The organism is uncultured Oscillibacter sp. (assembly GCF_900544955.1).
Lineage (GTDB): Bacteria > Bacillota > Clostridia > Oscillospirales > Oscillospiraceae > Oscillibacter.
Genome location: NZ_UQXD01000048.1, coordinates 1 through 16,538, shown reverse-complemented (window position 1 = coordinate 16,538; position 16,538 = coordinate 1). Strand labels below are relative to the sequence as shown.

The following is a 16,538-nucleotide window of genomic DNA, read 5'->3' as shown; positions in this document are numbered from 1 at the left end:
ACCTACACCGTTCAGCCCGGGGACACCCTGTGGGGGATCGCGGAGCGGTACGGCACCACGGTGTCCGCCCTGGCGGCGGCCAACGGCATCCGGAACCCGAGCCTCATCTACCCGGGCCAGGTGCTGCGCATCCCGGGCGGGACGGCGGAGCGAACCTACACCGTTCAGCCCGGGGACACCCTGTGGGGGATCGCGGAGCGGTACGGCACCACGGTGTCCGCCCTGGCGGCGGCCAACGGCATCCGGAACCCGGACCTCATCTACCCAGGCCAGGTGCTGCGGATATAAAACTGCCCCGCCGGAGGCGGGGCAGGGATCACTTGGCGAAAGAGGGGGCCTGGACGTCCTTTCCGGCGAAGGTGTTGGGGCCGGGGTTGGACAGGGAGAAATAGGCCCGGGCGGCCTTGGTGGTGCCGAAATCCCGGTTGGAGCCGGAGTCCTGCACCTCGTTGAAGGCGTCCCGGAACATCTGGTTGTGGGCCTCCTCCCGGTTGAGCAGGAAGTCGATGGTCTCCCGCACCTTCTTGTCCTCGATCTGGCGGTAGAGGTATTCATACACCACCTTGGCCCGCTGCTCGGAGGCGATGTTGCTGAGCAGGTCGGCGCACAGGTCTCCGGTGACCGTCACGTAGTCGGCGGTCCAGGAGTAGCCGGAGGCGTTGATGAGGCCGGGGTTCAGCCCCAGCAGCACATGGGTCTGGATTTCGCCGGCCTTCACGGCGGCGGCGTCCACCTCATGGCCGTTGAGGAGGTTGATGGTCTGGGCCACCATCTCCATGTGGCCCAGCTCCTCGGCGGCGATGTCCATAAACAGGTCCTTGATCCGGGCGTCCTGAATGCGGAAGCTCTGGGACAGGTACTGCATGGCGGATTTCATCTCGCCGTTGGCGCCGCCAAGCTGCTCCTGGAGCAGGGCGGCGTACTGGGGATTGGGTTTCTCCACGCCCACGGGGTGGAAGAGCTGCTTTTCGTGCTTGAACATAGAGGGAACACACTCCTTCGGTTGAATTTGTCCGTAGCGTGTCCCGTTTTCTGGAAATCTATGCGGCCTTCCGGCCAAACACCAGATAGAGGTAGGGGAGGAAGCAGGAGGGAATTGCCAGCAGCACGAAGCCCCAGTGGGGAAGGGTCTCCGGCGCCAGGCGGAAGAGCAGGGAGGTGACCACGGAGCCGGCCTCCGTGGGGATGTAGAGGTAATAGGTGAGCAGCAGAATGCCGCCCCCCGCCAGGACCTGGCCGATCTGCTCCACCGCCAGCACCAACAGGCCGTAGGCCACCATCAGCGTGGCGGAGCGGAAGAGGGTCCGCCGGTCCATGCCCCGCAGGAGGAGCCAGCCCGCCGCCAGGAACAGCGCCACGTAGATCCCGTTCATGCAGGGGCTGAACAGCGGGGAGCTGGTGTAGGAACCGTCCTCCAGCCGCACCAGAAACAGCCGCGCCAGGGGAAAGCCCACCATTCGGCCGATGAGGCCGCTGAGGGCCATGGCGGCGGGCACCCGCCACAGGCCGGTTTTGGAAGCTGTCATGAGCACTCCCTCCTTTTTCGCCACTGTATCATGGGGAAGAGGGCGAAATCATCACAAAAGGGTAACAGAAAGCCCCCCGGAGCTATCTCCGGGGGGCCGGGGCGCAGGAAAGGGGGTTACTCCGCCTTGGGACCGGCGGCCACCACCTCGGCGCTCATGTGGTCGTACTTCTTAAAGTTTTCGATGAAGCTGGTGGCCAGCTTCCGGCAGCTGGCCCGGTAGGCCGCCTTGTCCTCCCAGGTGTTTTCGGGAATCAGCAGCTCGGAGGGCACGCCCTCGATGGCGGTGGGCACCTGGACGCCGAAGGTGGAATCGGTCACAAAGGCGCTCTTCTCGATCTCACCAGTGAGGGCGGCGGTGACCATGGCCCGGGTGTAGCTCAGCTTCATCCGCTTGCCGGTGCCGTTCCAGCCGGTGTTCACCAGGTACACGTTGGCGCCGGACTTCTCCACCTTCTCGGCCAGCATGGAGGCGTACACGGAGGGGTCCAGGGGCAGGAAGGGCTCCCCGAAGCAGGTGGAGAAGGTGGGGACGGGCTCCGTGATGCCGATCTCCGTCCCCGCCACCTTGGAGGTGAAGCCGGAGACGAAGTAGTACATGGCCTGGTTCTTGTCCAGCTTGGAGATGGGGGGCAGCACGCCGTAGGCATCGGCGGTGAGGAAGATGACGGTCTTGGGCACGCTGGGACTCATGCCGGAGAGCTCCGCGTTGGGGATGTACTCCACGGGATAGCCCACCCGGGAGTTGACGGCCAGGGAGTCGTCGTCAAAGTCGAACTCCCGGGTCTCCTCGTCCATCACCACGTTTTCCACCAGGGCGCCGAATTTGATGGCGTTGTAGATCTCCGGCTCCCCCTCGGGGCTGAGGTTGATGCACTTGGCATAGCAGCCGCCCTCGAAGTTGAACACGGAGTCGTCTGCCCAGCCGTGCTCGTCGTCGCCGATGAGCATCCGGTTGGGGTCGGCGGAGAGGGTGGTCTTGCCGGTGCCGGACAGGCCAAAGAACACGGCGGAGTCCCCGTCCTTGCCGATGTTGGCGGAGCAGTGCATGGGGAACACGCCCTGCTTGGGCAGGACATAGTTCATGACGGAGAAGACGGACTTCTTGATCTCCCCGGCGTACTGGGAGCCGCAGATCACCACCAGCCGCTCCTCGTAGTTCACCAGGATGGCGGCCTCGGAGCGGGTGCCGTCCACCTCCGGGATGCACTTGAAGCCGGGGGCGGCGATGATGGTGAAGTCGGCCTGGAAGTTCTCCAGCTGCTGGGGAGTGGGACGGCGCAGCAGCTGGTGGATGAACAGGTTCTGGGAGGCCAGCTCGTTGACGATGCGGAAGCGCTGTGTGTACTTGGGGTCAGCGCCGGCAAAGCCGTCGAAGAGGAAGATCTCCCGGTTTTGCAGGTAGGCCAGCACCTTGCCGGTGATGGCGTCGAACTTGGCCTTCTCAATGGGGCGGTTGACCTTGCCCCAGGCGATTTCATCGTGGACGGCGGGCGTGTCGACGATGAACTTGTCGTTGGCGCTGCGGCCGGTGTACTTCCCGGTCTTGACCACCAGGGCACCGGTGTTGCTGAGCTTGCCCTCTCCCCGGCGCAGGGCGTGTTCCGTCAGCTGGGCGGGGGTCAGGTTGCGGTAAACGGCGGCCGCATGAGTGATGCCGAGAGATTCCAAACCATACGTTTCCATGATGCGATTCCTCCTGATTTGATAGTGGGATGGGCGGCCCATCGAGAGAGCAAATTCCAGATACCTACCAGTATATAGGAGTGGGCGGAAAAATGCAAGGAGCGATTACGCCCGCCGCTCCGCCAGGGCGGCGGAGAGGGCGGCGAACTCCTGGAGGGTGAGCCGCTCCCCCCGGATGTCGGGGCGGAGGCCGCAGGCGGCGATGGCGTCCTGGACGGCCTCCTTGCCGCACTCCGGCAGGGCGGCGGCGAGGCTGTTGGCCAGGGTTTTGCGCCGCAGCAGAAAGCCCCCCCGCACTACCTTGAAGAAGAAGGCCTCGTCCGCCACCTCCACGGCGGGCCGCGCCCGCCGGACGCACCGCAGCACAGCGGAGGTCACCTTGGGGGCGGGGAGGAAGTTCTCCCGGGGCACGTCGAACAAAAGCGCCGCCTCCATATGGTATTGCAGAAATAGGGAAAAAGAACCGCCGGCGGCGGAGCCGGCCGGGGCCGCCAGCCGCTGGGCCACCTCCTTTTGGATCAGCACCGTGACGGTGGAGAAGCAGGGCGTCTCAATGAGTCGGGTCAAAACCGGGGTGGTGATGTTATAGGGCAGGTTGGCGCAGACCATGGGGGTGAGGCCCTGGAAGCGCTCCGCCGCCAGAGCCTGGAGATCCAGCTTCATCACGTCCCCGGGGACGATCTCCACGTTTTGGTAGGGGGCCATGGTCTCCGCCAGCACGGGCAGCAGGGAGGCGTCCAGCTCCACGGACACCACCTTGCCCGCCCGCCGGGCCAGCTCCGCCGTCAGCGGGCCGATGCCCGGCCCGATCTCCAGCACGCCGCAGGTCTCATCCGCCTGGGAGGCCGCCGCGATGTCCCGGGGCACCTGGGGGTTGATGAGAAAGTTCTGCCCCATGGATTTGGAGAAATGGAAGCCGTGGCGGCCCAGCAGCTCCCGGATGGTGTCGTAGTCGCAAAGATTCATAGGGTCTCCGCCTTTCCATTCGATGAGAACAGTATACCAAAAACGAAGCGGATTGCAAACCCCCGGCAAATCCGGTAGAATACCGGTAGAAAACGAAAGGGGTGTTCCCGTGATCCAAACCATTTTCTTCGACCTGGACAATACCCTCCTGGACTTCAACCGGGCGGAGGCCGCCGCCTTGGACCGGGCGCTGGAGGAGGCGGGCATCCCGCCCACCGCCGCCATTGCGGAGCGCTACCACGCCATCAACCTCTCCCAGTGGGAGCTGCTGGAGGAGGGGGTGCTCACCCGGGACCAGGTGATGACCCGCCGGTTCGACCTGCTGTTTGCGGAGCTGGGGGTGGTCCGCTCCAGCCGGGAGGTGTGCCGGCGGTACGAGGGCCTCCTGGCGGAGGGACACATGCTGCTGCCCGGGGCGGCGGCGCTGGTGCAGGCCCTGGCGCCCCGGTATGACCTGTACCTGGCCACCAACGGTGCGGCGGCGGTGCAGCGCAGGCGGCTGCGGGACTCCGGGCTGGAGCCCTGGTTCCGGGCCGTCTTCATCTCAGAGGAGATCGGCTGGGACAAGCCCGCCCGGGCGTTTTTCGACGCCTGCTTCGCCGCCGTCCCCGGCTTTTCCCGGGACACGGCCCTGATGGTGGGGGACAGCCTCACCTCCGACATCCGGGGCGGCATCGGCGCCGGCATCCGCACCTGCTGGCTCCGCCGTCCCGGCGCCGCCGCCCGGGCGGACATCCGGCCGGACCACGAGATCGCCTCCCTGGAGGAGCTGCCGCCGCTGCTGGACCGGCTGTCCCGCTCCTAAAAAACGGGGCAAACTTTGTGCAGGTTTTTCAGAAAACCGGCTTTACATTCCCGGCGCGGTTTGCTATTATGCACATATCGCCTCCTCCTCCGCCGCCGGGCGGGAAGCGGGGCGGTATCTTTTCACAGAGATTGTTTACGCGCGTACACAGCCGGGCGGGCCTGCCCGCCGGCGCGAAAAAGGGGGAGGACATCCATGGCGAGCTTTTTGCGGCTGCACCCCGGGGACAACGTGGTGACGGCCCTGACGGACGTCCCGGCGGGGGCGCCGGTGGAGGTGGACGGGGAGGTGCTGACCGTCACCCGGGAGGCCATTTCCTTCGAGCACAAGGCAGCGCTGCGGGACCTGGCGCCGGGGGAGCCGGTCATCAAGTACGGCGTGCCCATCGGCGAGGCCTACCGGCCCATCCGGGCGGGGGAGCACGTGCACCTGCACAACCTCCGCTCCCTGATGGTGGAGGACACGCCGTCCCCGGACACCGGGGCGGCTGCGGACAGGGGGGCGGAGCGATGAGGGGATATCTGCGGCCAGACGGCCGGGTGGGCATTCGCAACCACGTAGCCGTGATTTACACGGTGAAGTGCGCGGAGCATGTGGCCCGGCGGATTCGGGAGGCGGTGCCCGGGACCCAGGTGTTCGGCTACGACAGCTGCTACCCGGACCCCTACGGCTACCGGGTGGTGGCGGAGCTGGCGAAACACCCCAACGTGGCCGCCGTGCTGTTTGTGAGCCTGGGCTGCGAGAGCTCCCCCGTCCAGAGCTGGCTGGAGGAGGTCCGGGAGACGGGCCGGACGGCGGAGCTGCTGGTCATTCAGCGCACCGGGGGCACCGCGGACGCCATCCGGCAGGGCATCTGCACGGCCCGGGCCCTCACCGCCGCCGCGGCGGAGGCCCCCACCCGGGAGATGGGCGTGGAGGAGCTGGTCATCGGCGTGGAGTGCGGCGGGTCCGACGCCACCTCCGGCCTTGCGGCCAATCCGGCGGTGGGCCGGGCGGTGGATCTGGCGGTGGACGCCGGGGCCGCCTGCATCTTCAGCGAGCTGCCGGAGCTGCTGGGCACGGACCGGTACCTGCTGGACCGGGGGGAGACGGAGGCGGTCCGGGAGAAGCTGCGGGACGGCCTGCGCCGGGCCAAGACGCTGAGCAACCGCCTCCACACCTTCGCCATCTCCGCCGGGAACGAGGCCTCCGGCCTCACCACCATCGAGGAGAAGTCCCTGGGTGCCCTGTGCAAATCCGGCACCCGGCCCATCCGGGACGTGCTGAAGCCGGCTCAGCGGCCCCGGCAGGGGGGCGTGTACCTGCTGGACAAGGTGGGGGGCACGGACTCCAGCCAGCTCACCCTCTATGAGGAGAGCGACTTCGACGGCTTCGCCGCCCTGATCGCCTCCGGCGTCCATCTGGTGGTGTTCACCACCGGCTGCGGCAGCGTGGCCGGCAGCGTGGTGGCGCCGGTGCTGAAGGTCTGCGGCAATCCCCGGCGGACCGCCGCCATGGCGGAGGACTTCGACATCGACGCCGGGGGCATCATCCTGGCCAGGGACACGGTTCCGGAGGTGGGGGAGCGGATCTTCCGCCGCATTCTGGAGACCTGCGGCGGCGCGCCCACCTGCGCGGAGCGGCTGGGCCACGAGGAATACCACCTCCTGCCCAAATTTGCGAGAGCCTGCGACGTCTCATACATATAAAAAACGGGAGGATACAATGATGGAAGCGCAAAAACGGTTTGACATGTACACACACCAGGAGGCCCCGGAGGAAATCGAAGAGGACGAGCTGGTGGAGCGGTATCTGCGGCTGTACGGCGGTACGATCTCCGACGTGCTGGACGGCCTGGGCTACTTCTACCAGGTGCTGCCCAAGGAGATGACCGGCCTGACGCCGGACGCCAAATTCTGCGGCACCGCGCTGACCGCCACCGGCGAGCCCACCACCGACCGGGACCCCGACCGGATTTTCGTGCCCATTCTGGAGATGCTGGGGGCCGTCCGGAAGAACAACGTAGTGGTGACCCAGCCCAATGAGGACACCTGCTCTCACCTGGGGGAGCTGTCCGCCACCACCATCAAGGCCAGGGGCGGAAACGGCGCCGTCATCTACGGCGGCGTGCGGGACGTGGACTACATCCACCGGCTGGGGCTGCCGGTCTACAAGCTCTACACCACCCCCCGGGACGTCATGGGCCGCTGGCGGCTGACGGCCTACAACGTCCCCATCCGGATCGGACAGACCCAGATCAACCCCATGGACATCATTTTCGCGGACAAGGACGGCGTGATCGCCATTCCCCGGGAGGTGGCCGTGAAGGTGCTGCTGAAGGCGGAAGAGCTGGAGAGCACGGAAAACCACGTGCGGGAGGAGGTCCTCCGGGGCGTGCACCCGGTGGAGGCCTACCAGCGCCACGGCTGGTTCTGAGCCCATGGAAAAACTCCCCCGGTATCCTTGGATACCGGGGGAGAAACTGTCTGCATGGGGATGGGGTCACTCCAGAATATACACGGTGCAGCTCCGGCGGCCGAAGTTGATGCACTGCTGATAGGTGTCGTAATACAGGTCCACCTTGTTGCCCCGCACGCCGGTGTCCTCCGCCACGGCCATGCCGTAGACGATGCCGTCGCTGGTGACAATGAACATCCGGGTTCCCAGGGGAATCACGTTCTTGTCCACGGCCACGGTGCCCACCCGAACGGTGGTGCCGGTGGCGGTGCAGTAGTCCGCGCCGCCGTGTCCGGCGGTGTACGCCGTGGCGGTCATGGTTTTGGCGCTGGAGAAGGACAGCGTGGCGCCGGACTGGAAGACCAGGGTGCCGCTGCCGTCGTCGTTTTTGGTGACGCCGGAGAGCTGGTCGGCGTTGCTCACCGTCTCCGCCTGAACGGCGGTGCCGTATTCCACGATGCGGTCCACGGCGGTGCTGTCCAGCTCCTCCACAAACTGGCGGGAGGCCTCCTTGCCGTTGGACCAGACCACTTCATAGATGGAGGTGCGCACGCCGTCGGCCCCCTCCTGGATCACCTGCTCGGTGCCCTGGGGCAGGTCGGGGTTGGCCACCCGCTGGGTCTCAAAGGCGGCGGGCTCCGAGAGCTCCTCGTAATACGTGAGGTCGGAGGCCACGGTCAGCACCGCGCCGTCGCCGCTGAGGTCCACGCCCACCATGTCCAGGGGGCTGGGGTTGATGTGCAGCCGGTCCAGCAGGGAGGAGATGGTCTCCTTCCGGGCCTGGAGGGTGATGCTGGCCCCCTCGTGGTTCACGGTGACCGTCTGCCCGGCGGCCAGGGTCACGTCGTACCCGCTGCTGCCGGAGGTCAGATGGACCAGCTGGGAGGAGAGGTCCGGTGCGCTGCCGGCGCCGTCCAGAATGATGGCGGCGTCGTCGGTGCCGGTGAGAATATACAGGGCGCTGGCCCAGTCCGTCGCGGCGGCGCTGGCCAGGACCATGGTGGCCATCGCGAAGAGGACCATGGTGCGCTGTTTCCAGAATGCAGTCAGTTTTTTCCGTAGGTGATGGTGTTTCAAAATCATACCTCCTGAAACGTCTTTGCGGTCCGCTCTCTTGCGAGAAACAACTTGTAACTTTTGTTACCAACCGAAAAACTGTGGTCAGTATACACCTGCATCCCACTTTTGTCAAGTTTGGGCCGGATTTTGAGCACTGCCAAACCCACTTTAGACGAAAACCGACGGAAAAACGCTGGAAAAATCTGTGAGGAAGAATCAAAAGATTACAAAGCGGTAACACGGCTGTGCGAAAAAGTGCCCCTGTACCTTTTGGATAGGTACAGGGGCGTTTTTTCGCGTTTTTTGCGTTTTTGGGACTTATTCCCGGACTTCCGGCGTAAAGCCCAGGTCCTCCAGCTCGCTGACGGCGGTCTGCACGCAGTTCTGGCAGCCGTCGATGGAAACGCACTTGTCCGCCAGGCTCACCTCAAATTTCAGCTCCGCCTGGGTCAGGGCGCTGGTGATGCGCTTCACGCAGTTTTCACACATCATGTCGGGTACGGAGATTTTGGTCATGGTTTCTGCCTTCCTTTCTCACTTCATCAGTTTTTGTATGGTGACCAGGAGATCGTCCACGACCTCCAGATGTCCGGATTGGATGTCCTCCACCACGCAGGTGTGGATGTGGTTGGCCAGCAGCTCCCGGGAAAAGGCGTTCAGAGCCGACTGGATGGCGGAGACCTGGGTGAGGATGTCGGTGCAGTAGGCCTCCTTTTCCACCATGCCCCGGACGCCCCGGACCTGGCCCTCGATGCGGCTGAGCCGCTTCAAAAGGGCCTGGTACTCCGGCGCCTCCCGGTGCTTGTGGCGGCAGCAGTTCGGAGAGAGGGTCTCCGGCGTTTGAGATTCGGCCATGATGGGTCCTCCTGTTCTGTTTTAGAGTTTGGCCCGGCCCAGCCGCAGGGCGTTGCCCACCACGCACACGGAGCTCAGGGACATGGCGGCGCCTGCGAACATAGGGGAGAGCAGGGGGCCGCCGAAGAGATACAGCAGCCCCGCCGCGATGGGAATGCCCACGGTGTTGTAGCAGAAGGCCCAGAACAGGTTCTGCTTGATGTCCCGCAGGGTCAGGGCGGAGAGCCGCAGGGCCCGGGGCACGTCCTGGAGGTCGTCCCGCATCAGCACGATGTCGGCGGACTCGATGGCGATGTCGCTACCGCTGCCGATGGCGCAGCCCACCTCCGCCTGGGTGAGGGCGGGGGCGTCGTTGATGCCGTCGCCCACCATCATCACCTTCCGGCCCTGGCGCTGGAGGGTCTGGATCACTCCGGCCTTCTCCTCCGGCAGGACCTCCGCGATGACCTCGTCCACGCCCACCAATTGGCCGATGTGGTCCGCCGCCGCCCGGTTGTCGCCGGTGAGGAGCACGGTGCGGATGCCCGCGTCCCGCAGCTTGCGGATGGCGGCGGCGCTGGTGTCCTTCACCGGGTCCGCCACGGAGATCAGCCCCAGGAGATGGCCGCTTTTGGCGAAGAACATGGGGGTCTGGCCCTGGGCGGCCAGGCGTTCCGCCTCCGCCGCCAGGGGAGCGAGGTCGATGCCCGCCTCCTCCAGCAGCCGCCGGTTTCCGGCCAGCACCGTCTCCCCGGCCAGCTGGGCCCGGAGCCCCCGGCCGGAGAGGTTCTCAAAGCCGTCGGGCCGGGGCAGGTCTCCCAGCCCCTGGGCCTCGGCGTAGCCGCTGATGGCCTGGGCCAGGGGGTGGGCGGAGACGGCCTCCACCGCCGCCGCCGTGGACAGAAGCTCCGTTTCGCCGCACTGGAAGGGAGTCACCGCCGTGACGGCGGGGGTGCCCTGGGTGACGGTGCCGGTCTTGTCCAGTACCACGGTGTCCACGCTGTGGGTGGTCTCCAGAATCTCGCCGGAGCGGATGAGGATGCCGTGCCTGGCGCCCAGTCCCGTGCCCACCATGATGGCGGTGGGGGTGGCCAGGCCCAGGGCGCAGGGGCAGGCGATGACCAGAACCGAGGTGAACACCCGCAGCACGAAGGAGAAGGGCTGCCCCGCCACCGCCCAGGCCACCGCCGCCACCAGGGCGATGAGGATGACCGTGGGCACGAACACCCCGGCCACCTTGTCGGCGGTTTTGGAGATGGGGGCCTTTTTGCCCTGGGCGTCCTCCACAAAGCGGATGATCCGGGAGAGGGTGGTGTCCTCGCCGGTGCGGGTCACCTGGACGTACAGCACGCCGTTTTGGTTGACGCTGCCGCCGATGACCTCGCTGCCGGGGGTCTTCTCCACCGGCAGGCTCTCGCCGGTGAGCATGGCCTCGTTGACGCTGCTCTCCCCGCTGGTCACCACGCCGTCGGCGGGCACCCGGGCGCCGGGCTTTACCAGCACGGCGTCCCCGGTTTTCAGGCTCTTGGTGGGCACCTCCCGCCCGGAGTCCGCCAAAATGGCGGTGTCCGGGGAGAGCTGCATCAGGGCGGTGATGGCGCCCTTGGTCTTCTGCATGTTCCGGCTCTCCAGGAACTTGCCCAGGGAGACCAGGGTCAGCACCACGGCGGCGGACTCATAATAGAGGTTGTGGACGTAGGCGTGGGGATTGTCGGAGATGAGGAAGGTCATCACCACGCTGTAGGCGAAGGAGCAGCCGGAGCCGATGGCCACCAGGGAGTCCATGTTGGGATTGCCGTGGAACAGCGCCTTGAAGCCGCCGGTGAAGAAGTGGCGCCCGCAGTACAGCACGGGAACGGTCAGCAGCAGTTGCAGCACGGCGAAGTTCACCGGGTGGGTGTGCATGGAGAAGAGGTCCGGCAGGGGCAGCCCGGGCAGGCCGAAGGGCAGCATCTGCCCCATGGAGACGTACAGCAGCACCAGGGAGAAGAGGCCCGCCGCAATCAGCTCCCGCTTCTTTTGCCGCAGCTCTGCCTCCTCGGCGCTGCCGGCGTCCGGCGGGGGGGCCTCCGTCCGCTCCGCGTGGAGGGCGGCGCCGAAGCCCGCCTTTTCCACCTTGGCCACGATCTGCTCCGGCGCCGTCTGCTGCTCGTCGTAGGCGATGGTCATGATGCCGGTGGTCAGGTTCACGTCGCTGCGCTCCACCCCCGGCAGCTTCCGGGTCACGCGCTCCACCGACGCGCTGCACGCCGCGCAGTGCATGCCGGTGATGTCATATTTCTCTTCCCGCATGGGACCTCCTGTTCTCCCAGGGATACCCCTGGGGGGTATTTATTTTCTGAACCCAATATATACCCCTGGGGGGTATTTGTCAAGTCCTTTTTCACCAGTATGCCCCGGGTGGGCGAAAATTTCCCGAAAGCCCTTGACTTCCCCCGGGACTATGGTATCATGACATCAGAAGCTAACAAAAAATCTGCAATCCTAAAAAATTTTGGTGGTGAGTGACGATGAAGGAACCGATCAAATGGACAGAGAACCGCATGCCCCCCAGCGAGGACGGGCAGCTGTCCATCATGAGCCTTGGAAACGTGGCCAAGGCCCGCTTTTTCCACACCGGGTTTCCCCAGTATACCATCACGCCCCTTGCGCGGCTGGACGGCATGGCCGCCTATCTGGGTCTGGGGGGGCTGTTCGTGAAGGACGAGTCCTACCGCTTCGGGCTGAACGCCTTCAAGGTGCTGGGGGGCTCCTTCGCCATGGCCCGGTACATCGCCGAGGAGATGGGCCGGGACGTCAGCGAGATGACCTACGACTATCTGACCAGCGGGGAGTTCCGCCGGGAGTTCGGCCAGGCCACCTTCTTCACCGCCACCGACGGCAACCACGGCCGCGGCGTGGCCTGGGCGGCCCACAAGCTGGGGCAGCGGGCGGTGGTCCACATGCCCAAGGGCAGCAGCCCCGCCCGGTATGAGAACATCGCCAAGGAGGGCGCCAAGGTCACCATTGAGGACGTGAACTACGACGCCTGCGTCCGCATGGCCGCCGCCGAGGCCGCCGGGACCACCCACGGCGTGGTGGTGCAGGACACCGCCTGGGAGGGGTACGAGGAGATTCCCGCCTGGATCATGCAGGGCTACGGCACCATGGCCAACGAGGCGGCGGAGCAGCTGCGCCAACTGGGGGTCAACCGGCCCACCCACGTGTTCATCCAGGCGGGTGTGGGCAGCCTGGCGGGGGCCGTGGTGGGGTATTTCACCAACCTCTTCCGGGAGGACCCGCCCAAGTTCGTGGTGATGGAGGCCCGGGCGGCGGACTGCCTGTATCAGGGCGCCCTGGCGGGGGACGGCGCGCCCCGGGTGGTGACGGGAGAGCTGAAGACCATCATGGCGGGCCTCGCCTGCGGCGAGCCCAACATCCTCTCCTGGGATATTCTGCGCAACCACGTCTCCGCCTTCGTCTCCTGTCCGGACTGGGTCAGCGCCCGGGGGATGCGGATGCTGGGCGTGCCGGTGAAGGGCGACCCCACGGTGATCTCCGGCGAGTCCGGGGCGGTGGGCATGGGGCTTGTGGCGGCGCTGATGGAGGGCGACGGGTACCGGGAGCTGCGGGAGGCCCTGGGGCTGGACCGGTTCAGCCAGGTGCTGCTGTTCTCCACGGAGGGCAACACGGACCCCATGAAGTTCCGCAAGGTGCTCTGGGACGGGGAGTATCCCACGGTATAATCATGTAAAGTTTGACTCTGTCCGGCGGGGAAGCCGGATGGGAAAGACGGAGGAGGCCACCCCGTGGGGCGGCCTCCTCCGTCTGTTCTCCCGCTGTGCGGGCTTGGCGCACTCACAGGCTGCGGATTTGGTTTTGAATCAGGGTTCCCACCGTGTCCGCGAACTGGTCCAGGGAGCGGATGCGGGCGAAATTCCGGCCGTAGATGGTGTGGGCGGCGGGGATGTCGCCGTCGTCGCCGGTGAAGACGCACACCACCGCCACCTCCCGCCGCAGGAGGGCGCGGACCTCCAGGGCGGTGTTCTGAATGCCCTCCTGGTCCGCGTAGTCCGAGAAGGCGCCGCCCCGGCGCAGCTTCACCACGTCGTTGGGCTTGGCGTCGGAGAGCAGGATGAGGAGGCGATGCTCGCAGGGGGCGTCCTCCAGCTCCCGCCCCATGGCCCGCAGGGCCAGGCCGTCCCGGTTGCAGCCGGTGGTGAAGTAGTGGAAGATGCGCTCGTTGGCCGCCGTCTCCCGGTAGTCCCGGTAGCGGGTGAGGACGGTGTAGCCGCTGAGGGAGCAGAAGGAGGTGACCCGCACCGGGATGCCGCAGCGGCTCAGGCTTTCGGCGATCATGTAGCCCTGGGCGGCCACCGTCTCCTGCCGGTCCAGCTGGGAGGTGGAGGCGTCCAGCAGCAGGTCCACGCAGAGGTCCCCCGGGTCCGTCTGCAACACCTTGGTGAACACCCTGCCGTCCTCCAGATACAGCCCCCGCCAGACCCGCCCGGCGTCCAGGGCGCCGGAGGTAGCGCGGACCGCCGTGGGCTGGAGATAGGCCAGCATGGCGTTGCGGATGCGGGCGGTGAGCCGGACGATGGTGGCCCGGTGGCGGAGCAGGTCCGCCCGGTAGGCCGCCCGGTTCTTCTCCGCCTGCTTCAGCGCCGCCCGGCGCTGGGCCCCGGCGTAGCCCCGCACCGTGGGGTCCATTACCCCGTCCCCCCGGGCGTAGTAGAGGCGGCAGCCGGTGTGGTCGCCGGTGCAGAGGGCCTCCTCCCGCTCCCGGGACTGCCGGGGGCCGTACAGCGGGGGGCCGAAAAACGCCTGGATGTAGGCTTGGAGGGCCGCCTCGCTCTGGGCCACGGTCAGGTCCGTGAGGCGGCGCCGGGGCGGGGCGGCGTCGGACCCGCCGCCGAGGGAGACGGTGTGCTCCCCGAAGCCGTAGCCAAAGCCCCGGACGGCGGGGAGGTCCGCCTTGACCTTGCGGCGGAGGCCCGGGAGGCGGCGCCGGGCGGCGGTCTCCGCCGCCTCCGCCTGCGGGCCGGGGGTGAAGTCGAAATAGGTCTTCAAAAAGGCCAGGGCCCGGTCCGCCAGGGCGGGACCGGCATCTTCGCCGGGAAACTCCAGGGCGTCCAGCATCTCCCGGTCCCGGGGCTTCAGCGCCGGGTCCTCTCCCAGGGCCCGGCGGAAATGGGCGGTCTCCAGCACGTCCAGCAGCCGGTCCGTGGGATTGGTGGCGCTGAGGGCCAGCACCCGCCGGGCATAGCTGCGCCGCAGGGCGGGCAGGGCGGGGCGGCGGGGGGCCTCCCGCTGGTAGACGGCGTTTTCCAGCCCCAGCCACACCAGCTGCTCGTAGAGATGCTCGTCCAGACAGCCGCGAAAGCTCCCGAACAAGTCCGCCAGGGGCTGCGGGCCGCAGACCCTGCGGACGGCGCCGATGATGCTGTTCCAGTACAGGTCCGCCCGGCCCGCCTCGTCGTAGGCCTTGAAGTCCGGCTCGAAGCCGTACTCCCCGGCGGCGTTCCAGATCAGATTCCTGGCCCGGCGCTTCTCACTGTCCAGAATCTCCATCAGGCGAACACATCCTCGCAGGAGAGCGTGTCCGGCAGCCGGGTGCGGATGACGTCGGACACCAGCTGGCGCTCGAAGCCGTCAAAGGACTTGTTCACAAGGCCCAGGTCCAGGGCGCGGTTGCCCTCCAGCCCCGCGTGCATCAGCCGCACGGCGGCCAGCAGGCCCCGCAGGTCCAGGGGCTTGGTGGACAGCTCTCCGCCGTCGCACTTTCTCTGGATGTCCTGGAAGAGGCCGGCGAACTGGTCGGCATAGGCCGGGCGCAGGTCCGGAAATTCCCGGGTCAGGAGCTTCACCAGGCCTTGGGGGGTGATGGCGGGCATGTCGATGACCACAAACCGGGAGGCCAGGGCCTCGTTGAGCTCCCGGGTGCCGGCGTAGCCGTGGTTCATGGTGGCGATGAAGCGGGCGGCGCCGTGGAGGGGGATGCGGTCGTAGCCGGGCATGTCGATGGCGCGGCGGAAGTCCAGCGTGGCGTGGAGCACCGCCAGGGACTCGTTTTTCGCCATGTTGATCTCGTCCAGAATGCCGAAGCCGCCCCGCTCGGCGCACTGGTAGATGGGCCCCTTGCGCAGGGACACGGCGCCGTTTGCAAAGGTGTCCGTCCCCAGGAGGGTGGCGGCGTCGGTGTTGATGTAAAAGGACACGTCCCAGCTGGGCCGGGCGAAGACGGCGGCCAGATTTTCGGCCAGCACGTTTTTGCCGGTGGCCTTGGGCCCCGCCAGCAGCAGGTTCTCCCCGCAGAGCAGGGCGGTGACGGCCTCCTCCCAGACATCCTTGCCGTAATAGAGGTACCGGGGGACGGGGATGCGGCGGCGGAGGGCGTCCTCCGCCGGGTATTGGGCCCGGAAGCGCTCCACCTCCGCCAGGAGCCGGGGGCTGACGCCCTCCTGTTTCAAAAAGTCCAGCATAGCTGTGCCTCCCTGTTGTGATTGCCTCTATCATAGCAGGTTCCCGGAAAATAACAAGCGCCGGGCGGACCCTTCCCGCTAAAAAACCGTTTCGGTTCCTTGCCCGGCGGGGCGGCGGTGTGGTAAGATCAGGAAAACGGAAAGGGAGTGGTCTGGTGGAGCTGGCGTGGATGGTGGCGGCGATGGAGGGGAAGGACACCCGGGAGACCTACGGGCTGTTACAGGAGCTGGAGCGCCTCTCGGAGGAGAGCGACGTGCTGTACCCCTGGGTGGACCGCTTTGCCGCCCTGGCGGAGAGGGGGCGCGGCGGGGCGCGGGTGCGGGGCTTCCGGCTGCTGTGCAGGCAGGCCCGGTGGGACGATGAGGGGGCCGTGGACCGGGTTTTGGACGGGGCGCTGTCGATTTTGCAGGAGGAGCGGCCCACGGCGGTGCGGCAGGCCCTGGCGGCCCTGGGAGACCTGGTGCCCTATAAGCCCGCGCTGTGGCCGCTGGTGCGGCGGCGGGTGCTGGAAATCGACCCGCTGCGCTATCGGGACACCATGCGCCCCCTGCTGGAGAGGGACATCCGGGGGCTGCTGGAGAGGATGGCGTGAGGGGCCCGGAGGCGCATCGGCGCTCCCGGCCAAGTGCTCCCGGAGAGTACCGCGGGCGCTGTTCCGGGAGAGCGGCAGTCCGCGGCTCCGGCACCTGCGGGCAGAGAGGGGCGTTCCCCGGCGCATCCGCCGGGGAACGCCCCTTTGCGGCTTTGCGGCGCATCCGCCGGGGA

17 protein-coding genes are annotated in these 16,538 nt (G+C 66.9%); 7 read left to right on the top strand and 10 right to left on the bottom strand.

Annotated features, from left to right (window positions below; genetic code table 11):
* The coding region (locus QZS21_RS10120) for a LysM domain-containing protein (protein WP_295582986.1) at positions 1-288 on the top strand (288 nt) is incomplete at its 5' end.
* A 28-nt stretch (positions 289-316) separates the two neighbouring features.
* Here the strand turns inward: QZS21_RS10120 and QZS21_RS10115 are convergent.
* The 4 genes from QZS21_RS10115 to rsmA form a co-directional block, all read right to left on the bottom strand.
* The gene (locus QZS21_RS10115; protein ID WP_295582984.1) at positions 317-982 is read right to left on the bottom strand and encodes a manganese catalase family protein; all 666 of its coding nucleotides are present in this window, start codon (positions 980-982) and stop codon (positions 317-319) included.
* Between the two features lie 58 nt (positions 983-1,040).
* On the bottom strand, positions 1,041-1,526 hold the full coding sequence (locus tag QZS21_RS10110; RefSeq protein WP_295582982.1) for a hypothetical protein: 486 nt from the start codon (positions 1,524-1,526) through the stop codon (positions 1,041-1,043).
* Between the two features lie 116 nt (positions 1,527-1,642).
* Complete coding sequence (pckA, locus tag QZS21_RS10105; protein WP_295582980.1) at positions 1,643-3,211, bottom strand: phosphoenolpyruvate carboxykinase (ATP); 1,569 nt, start codon at positions 3,209-3,211, stop codon at positions 1,643-1,645.
* A gap of 105 nt (positions 3,212-3,316) precedes the next feature.
* Positions 3,317-4,177 carry a 16S rRNA (adenine(1518)-N(6)/adenine(1519)-N(6))-dimethyltransferase RsmA gene (gene rsmA / locus QZS21_RS10100; protein WP_295582978.1) on the bottom strand — a complete coding sequence of 287 codons (861 nt, stop codon included), beginning with the start codon at positions 4,175-4,177 and terminating at the stop codon, positions 3,317-3,319.
* Between the two features lie 109 nt (positions 4,178-4,286).
* Between rsmA and QZS21_RS10095 the strand changes: the two genes are divergently transcribed.
* The 4 genes from QZS21_RS10095 to QZS21_RS10080 all read left to right on the top strand — a co-directional run bounded on the left by QZS21_RS10095 (position 4,287) and on the right by QZS21_RS10080 (position 7,397).
* Positions 4,287-4,982, top strand: coding sequence for a YjjG family noncanonical pyrimidine nucleotidase (locus QZS21_RS10095; protein ID WP_295582976.1), 696 nt, complete (start codon positions 4,287-4,289; stop codon positions 4,980-4,982).
* Between the two features lie 195 nt (positions 4,983-5,177).
* The gene (locus QZS21_RS10090; protein WP_295582975.1) at positions 5,178-5,495 is read left to right on the top strand and encodes a UxaA family hydrolase; all 318 of its coding nucleotides are present in this window, start codon (positions 5,178-5,180) and stop codon (positions 5,493-5,495) included.
* Entirely contained in the window at positions 5,492-6,670 is a 1,179-nt protein-coding gene (locus QZS21_RS10085; protein WP_295582973.1) for a UxaA family hydrolase, read from the top strand. The genes QZS21_RS10090 and QZS21_RS10085 overlap by 4 nt, the downstream gene beginning before the upstream one ends.
* Positions 6,671-6,713: 43 nt before the next feature.
* Positions 6,714-7,397, top strand: coding sequence for an RraA family protein (locus QZS21_RS10080; protein ID WP_295582971.1), 684 nt, complete (start codon positions 6,714-6,716; stop codon positions 7,395-7,397).
* 66 nt (positions 7,398-7,463) lie between these two features.
* Here QZS21_RS10080 and QZS21_RS10075 read toward each other — a convergent pair whose 3' ends face one another.
* The 4 genes from QZS21_RS10075 to QZS21_RS10060 all read right to left on the bottom strand — a co-directional run bounded on the left by QZS21_RS10075 (position 7,464) and on the right by QZS21_RS10060 (position 11,603).
* Positions 7,464-8,495 (bottom strand): G5 and 3D domain-containing protein, encoded by a 1,032-nt coding sequence (locus tag QZS21_RS10075; RefSeq protein WP_295582969.1) that lies wholly within the window; start codon positions 8,493-8,495, stop codon positions 7,464-7,466.
* 300 nt (positions 8,496-8,795) lie between these two features.
* Positions 8,796-8,993, bottom strand: coding sequence for a heavy-metal-associated domain-containing protein (locus QZS21_RS10070; RefSeq protein ID WP_295582967.1), 198 nt, complete (start codon positions 8,991-8,993; stop codon positions 8,796-8,798).
* Positions 8,994-9,011: 18 nt separating this feature from the next.
* Positions 9,012-9,332 (bottom strand): metal-sensing transcriptional repressor, encoded by a 321-nt coding sequence (locus QZS21_RS10065; RefSeq protein WP_295582965.1) that lies wholly within the window; start codon positions 9,330-9,332, stop codon positions 9,012-9,014.
* Between the two features lie 21 nt (positions 9,333-9,353).
* Entirely contained in the window at positions 9,354-11,603 is a 2,250-nt protein-coding gene (locus QZS21_RS10060) for a cation-translocating P-type ATPase (protein WP_295582963.1), read from the bottom strand.
* 218 nt (positions 11,604-11,821) lie between these two features.
* Here QZS21_RS10060 and dpaL point away from each other — a divergent pair, with 218 nt between their 5' ends.
* Complete coding sequence (dpaL, locus tag QZS21_RS10055) at positions 11,822-13,036, top strand: diaminopropionate ammonia-lyase (protein ID WP_295582961.1); 1,215 nt, start codon at positions 11,822-11,824, stop codon at positions 13,034-13,036.
* Positions 13,037-13,148: 112 nt separating this feature from the next.
* On the opposite strand, the gene QZS21_RS10050 is transcribed toward dpaL, so the two are convergent.
* Both QZS21_RS10050 and QZS21_RS10045 read right to left on the bottom strand, forming a co-directional pair.
* Entirely contained in the window at positions 13,149-14,861 is a 1,713-nt protein-coding gene (locus tag QZS21_RS10050; protein WP_295582959.1) for a cobaltochelatase CobT-related protein, read from the bottom strand.
* Positions 14,861-15,772 (bottom strand): AAA family ATPase, encoded by a 912-nt coding sequence (locus tag QZS21_RS10045; protein ID WP_295582957.1) that lies wholly within the window; start codon positions 15,770-15,772, stop codon positions 14,861-14,863. The genes QZS21_RS10050 and QZS21_RS10045 overlap by 1 nt, the downstream gene beginning before the upstream one ends.
* A 155-nt stretch (positions 15,773-15,927) precedes the next feature.
* Between QZS21_RS10045 and QZS21_RS10040 the strand changes: the two genes are divergently transcribed.
* A complete protein-coding gene (locus QZS21_RS10040; protein ID WP_295582955.1) occupies positions 15,928-16,365 on the top strand; it encodes a hypothetical protein in 438 nt (145 codons plus the stop codon).
* Positions 16,366-16,538: the final 173 nt, after the last annotated feature.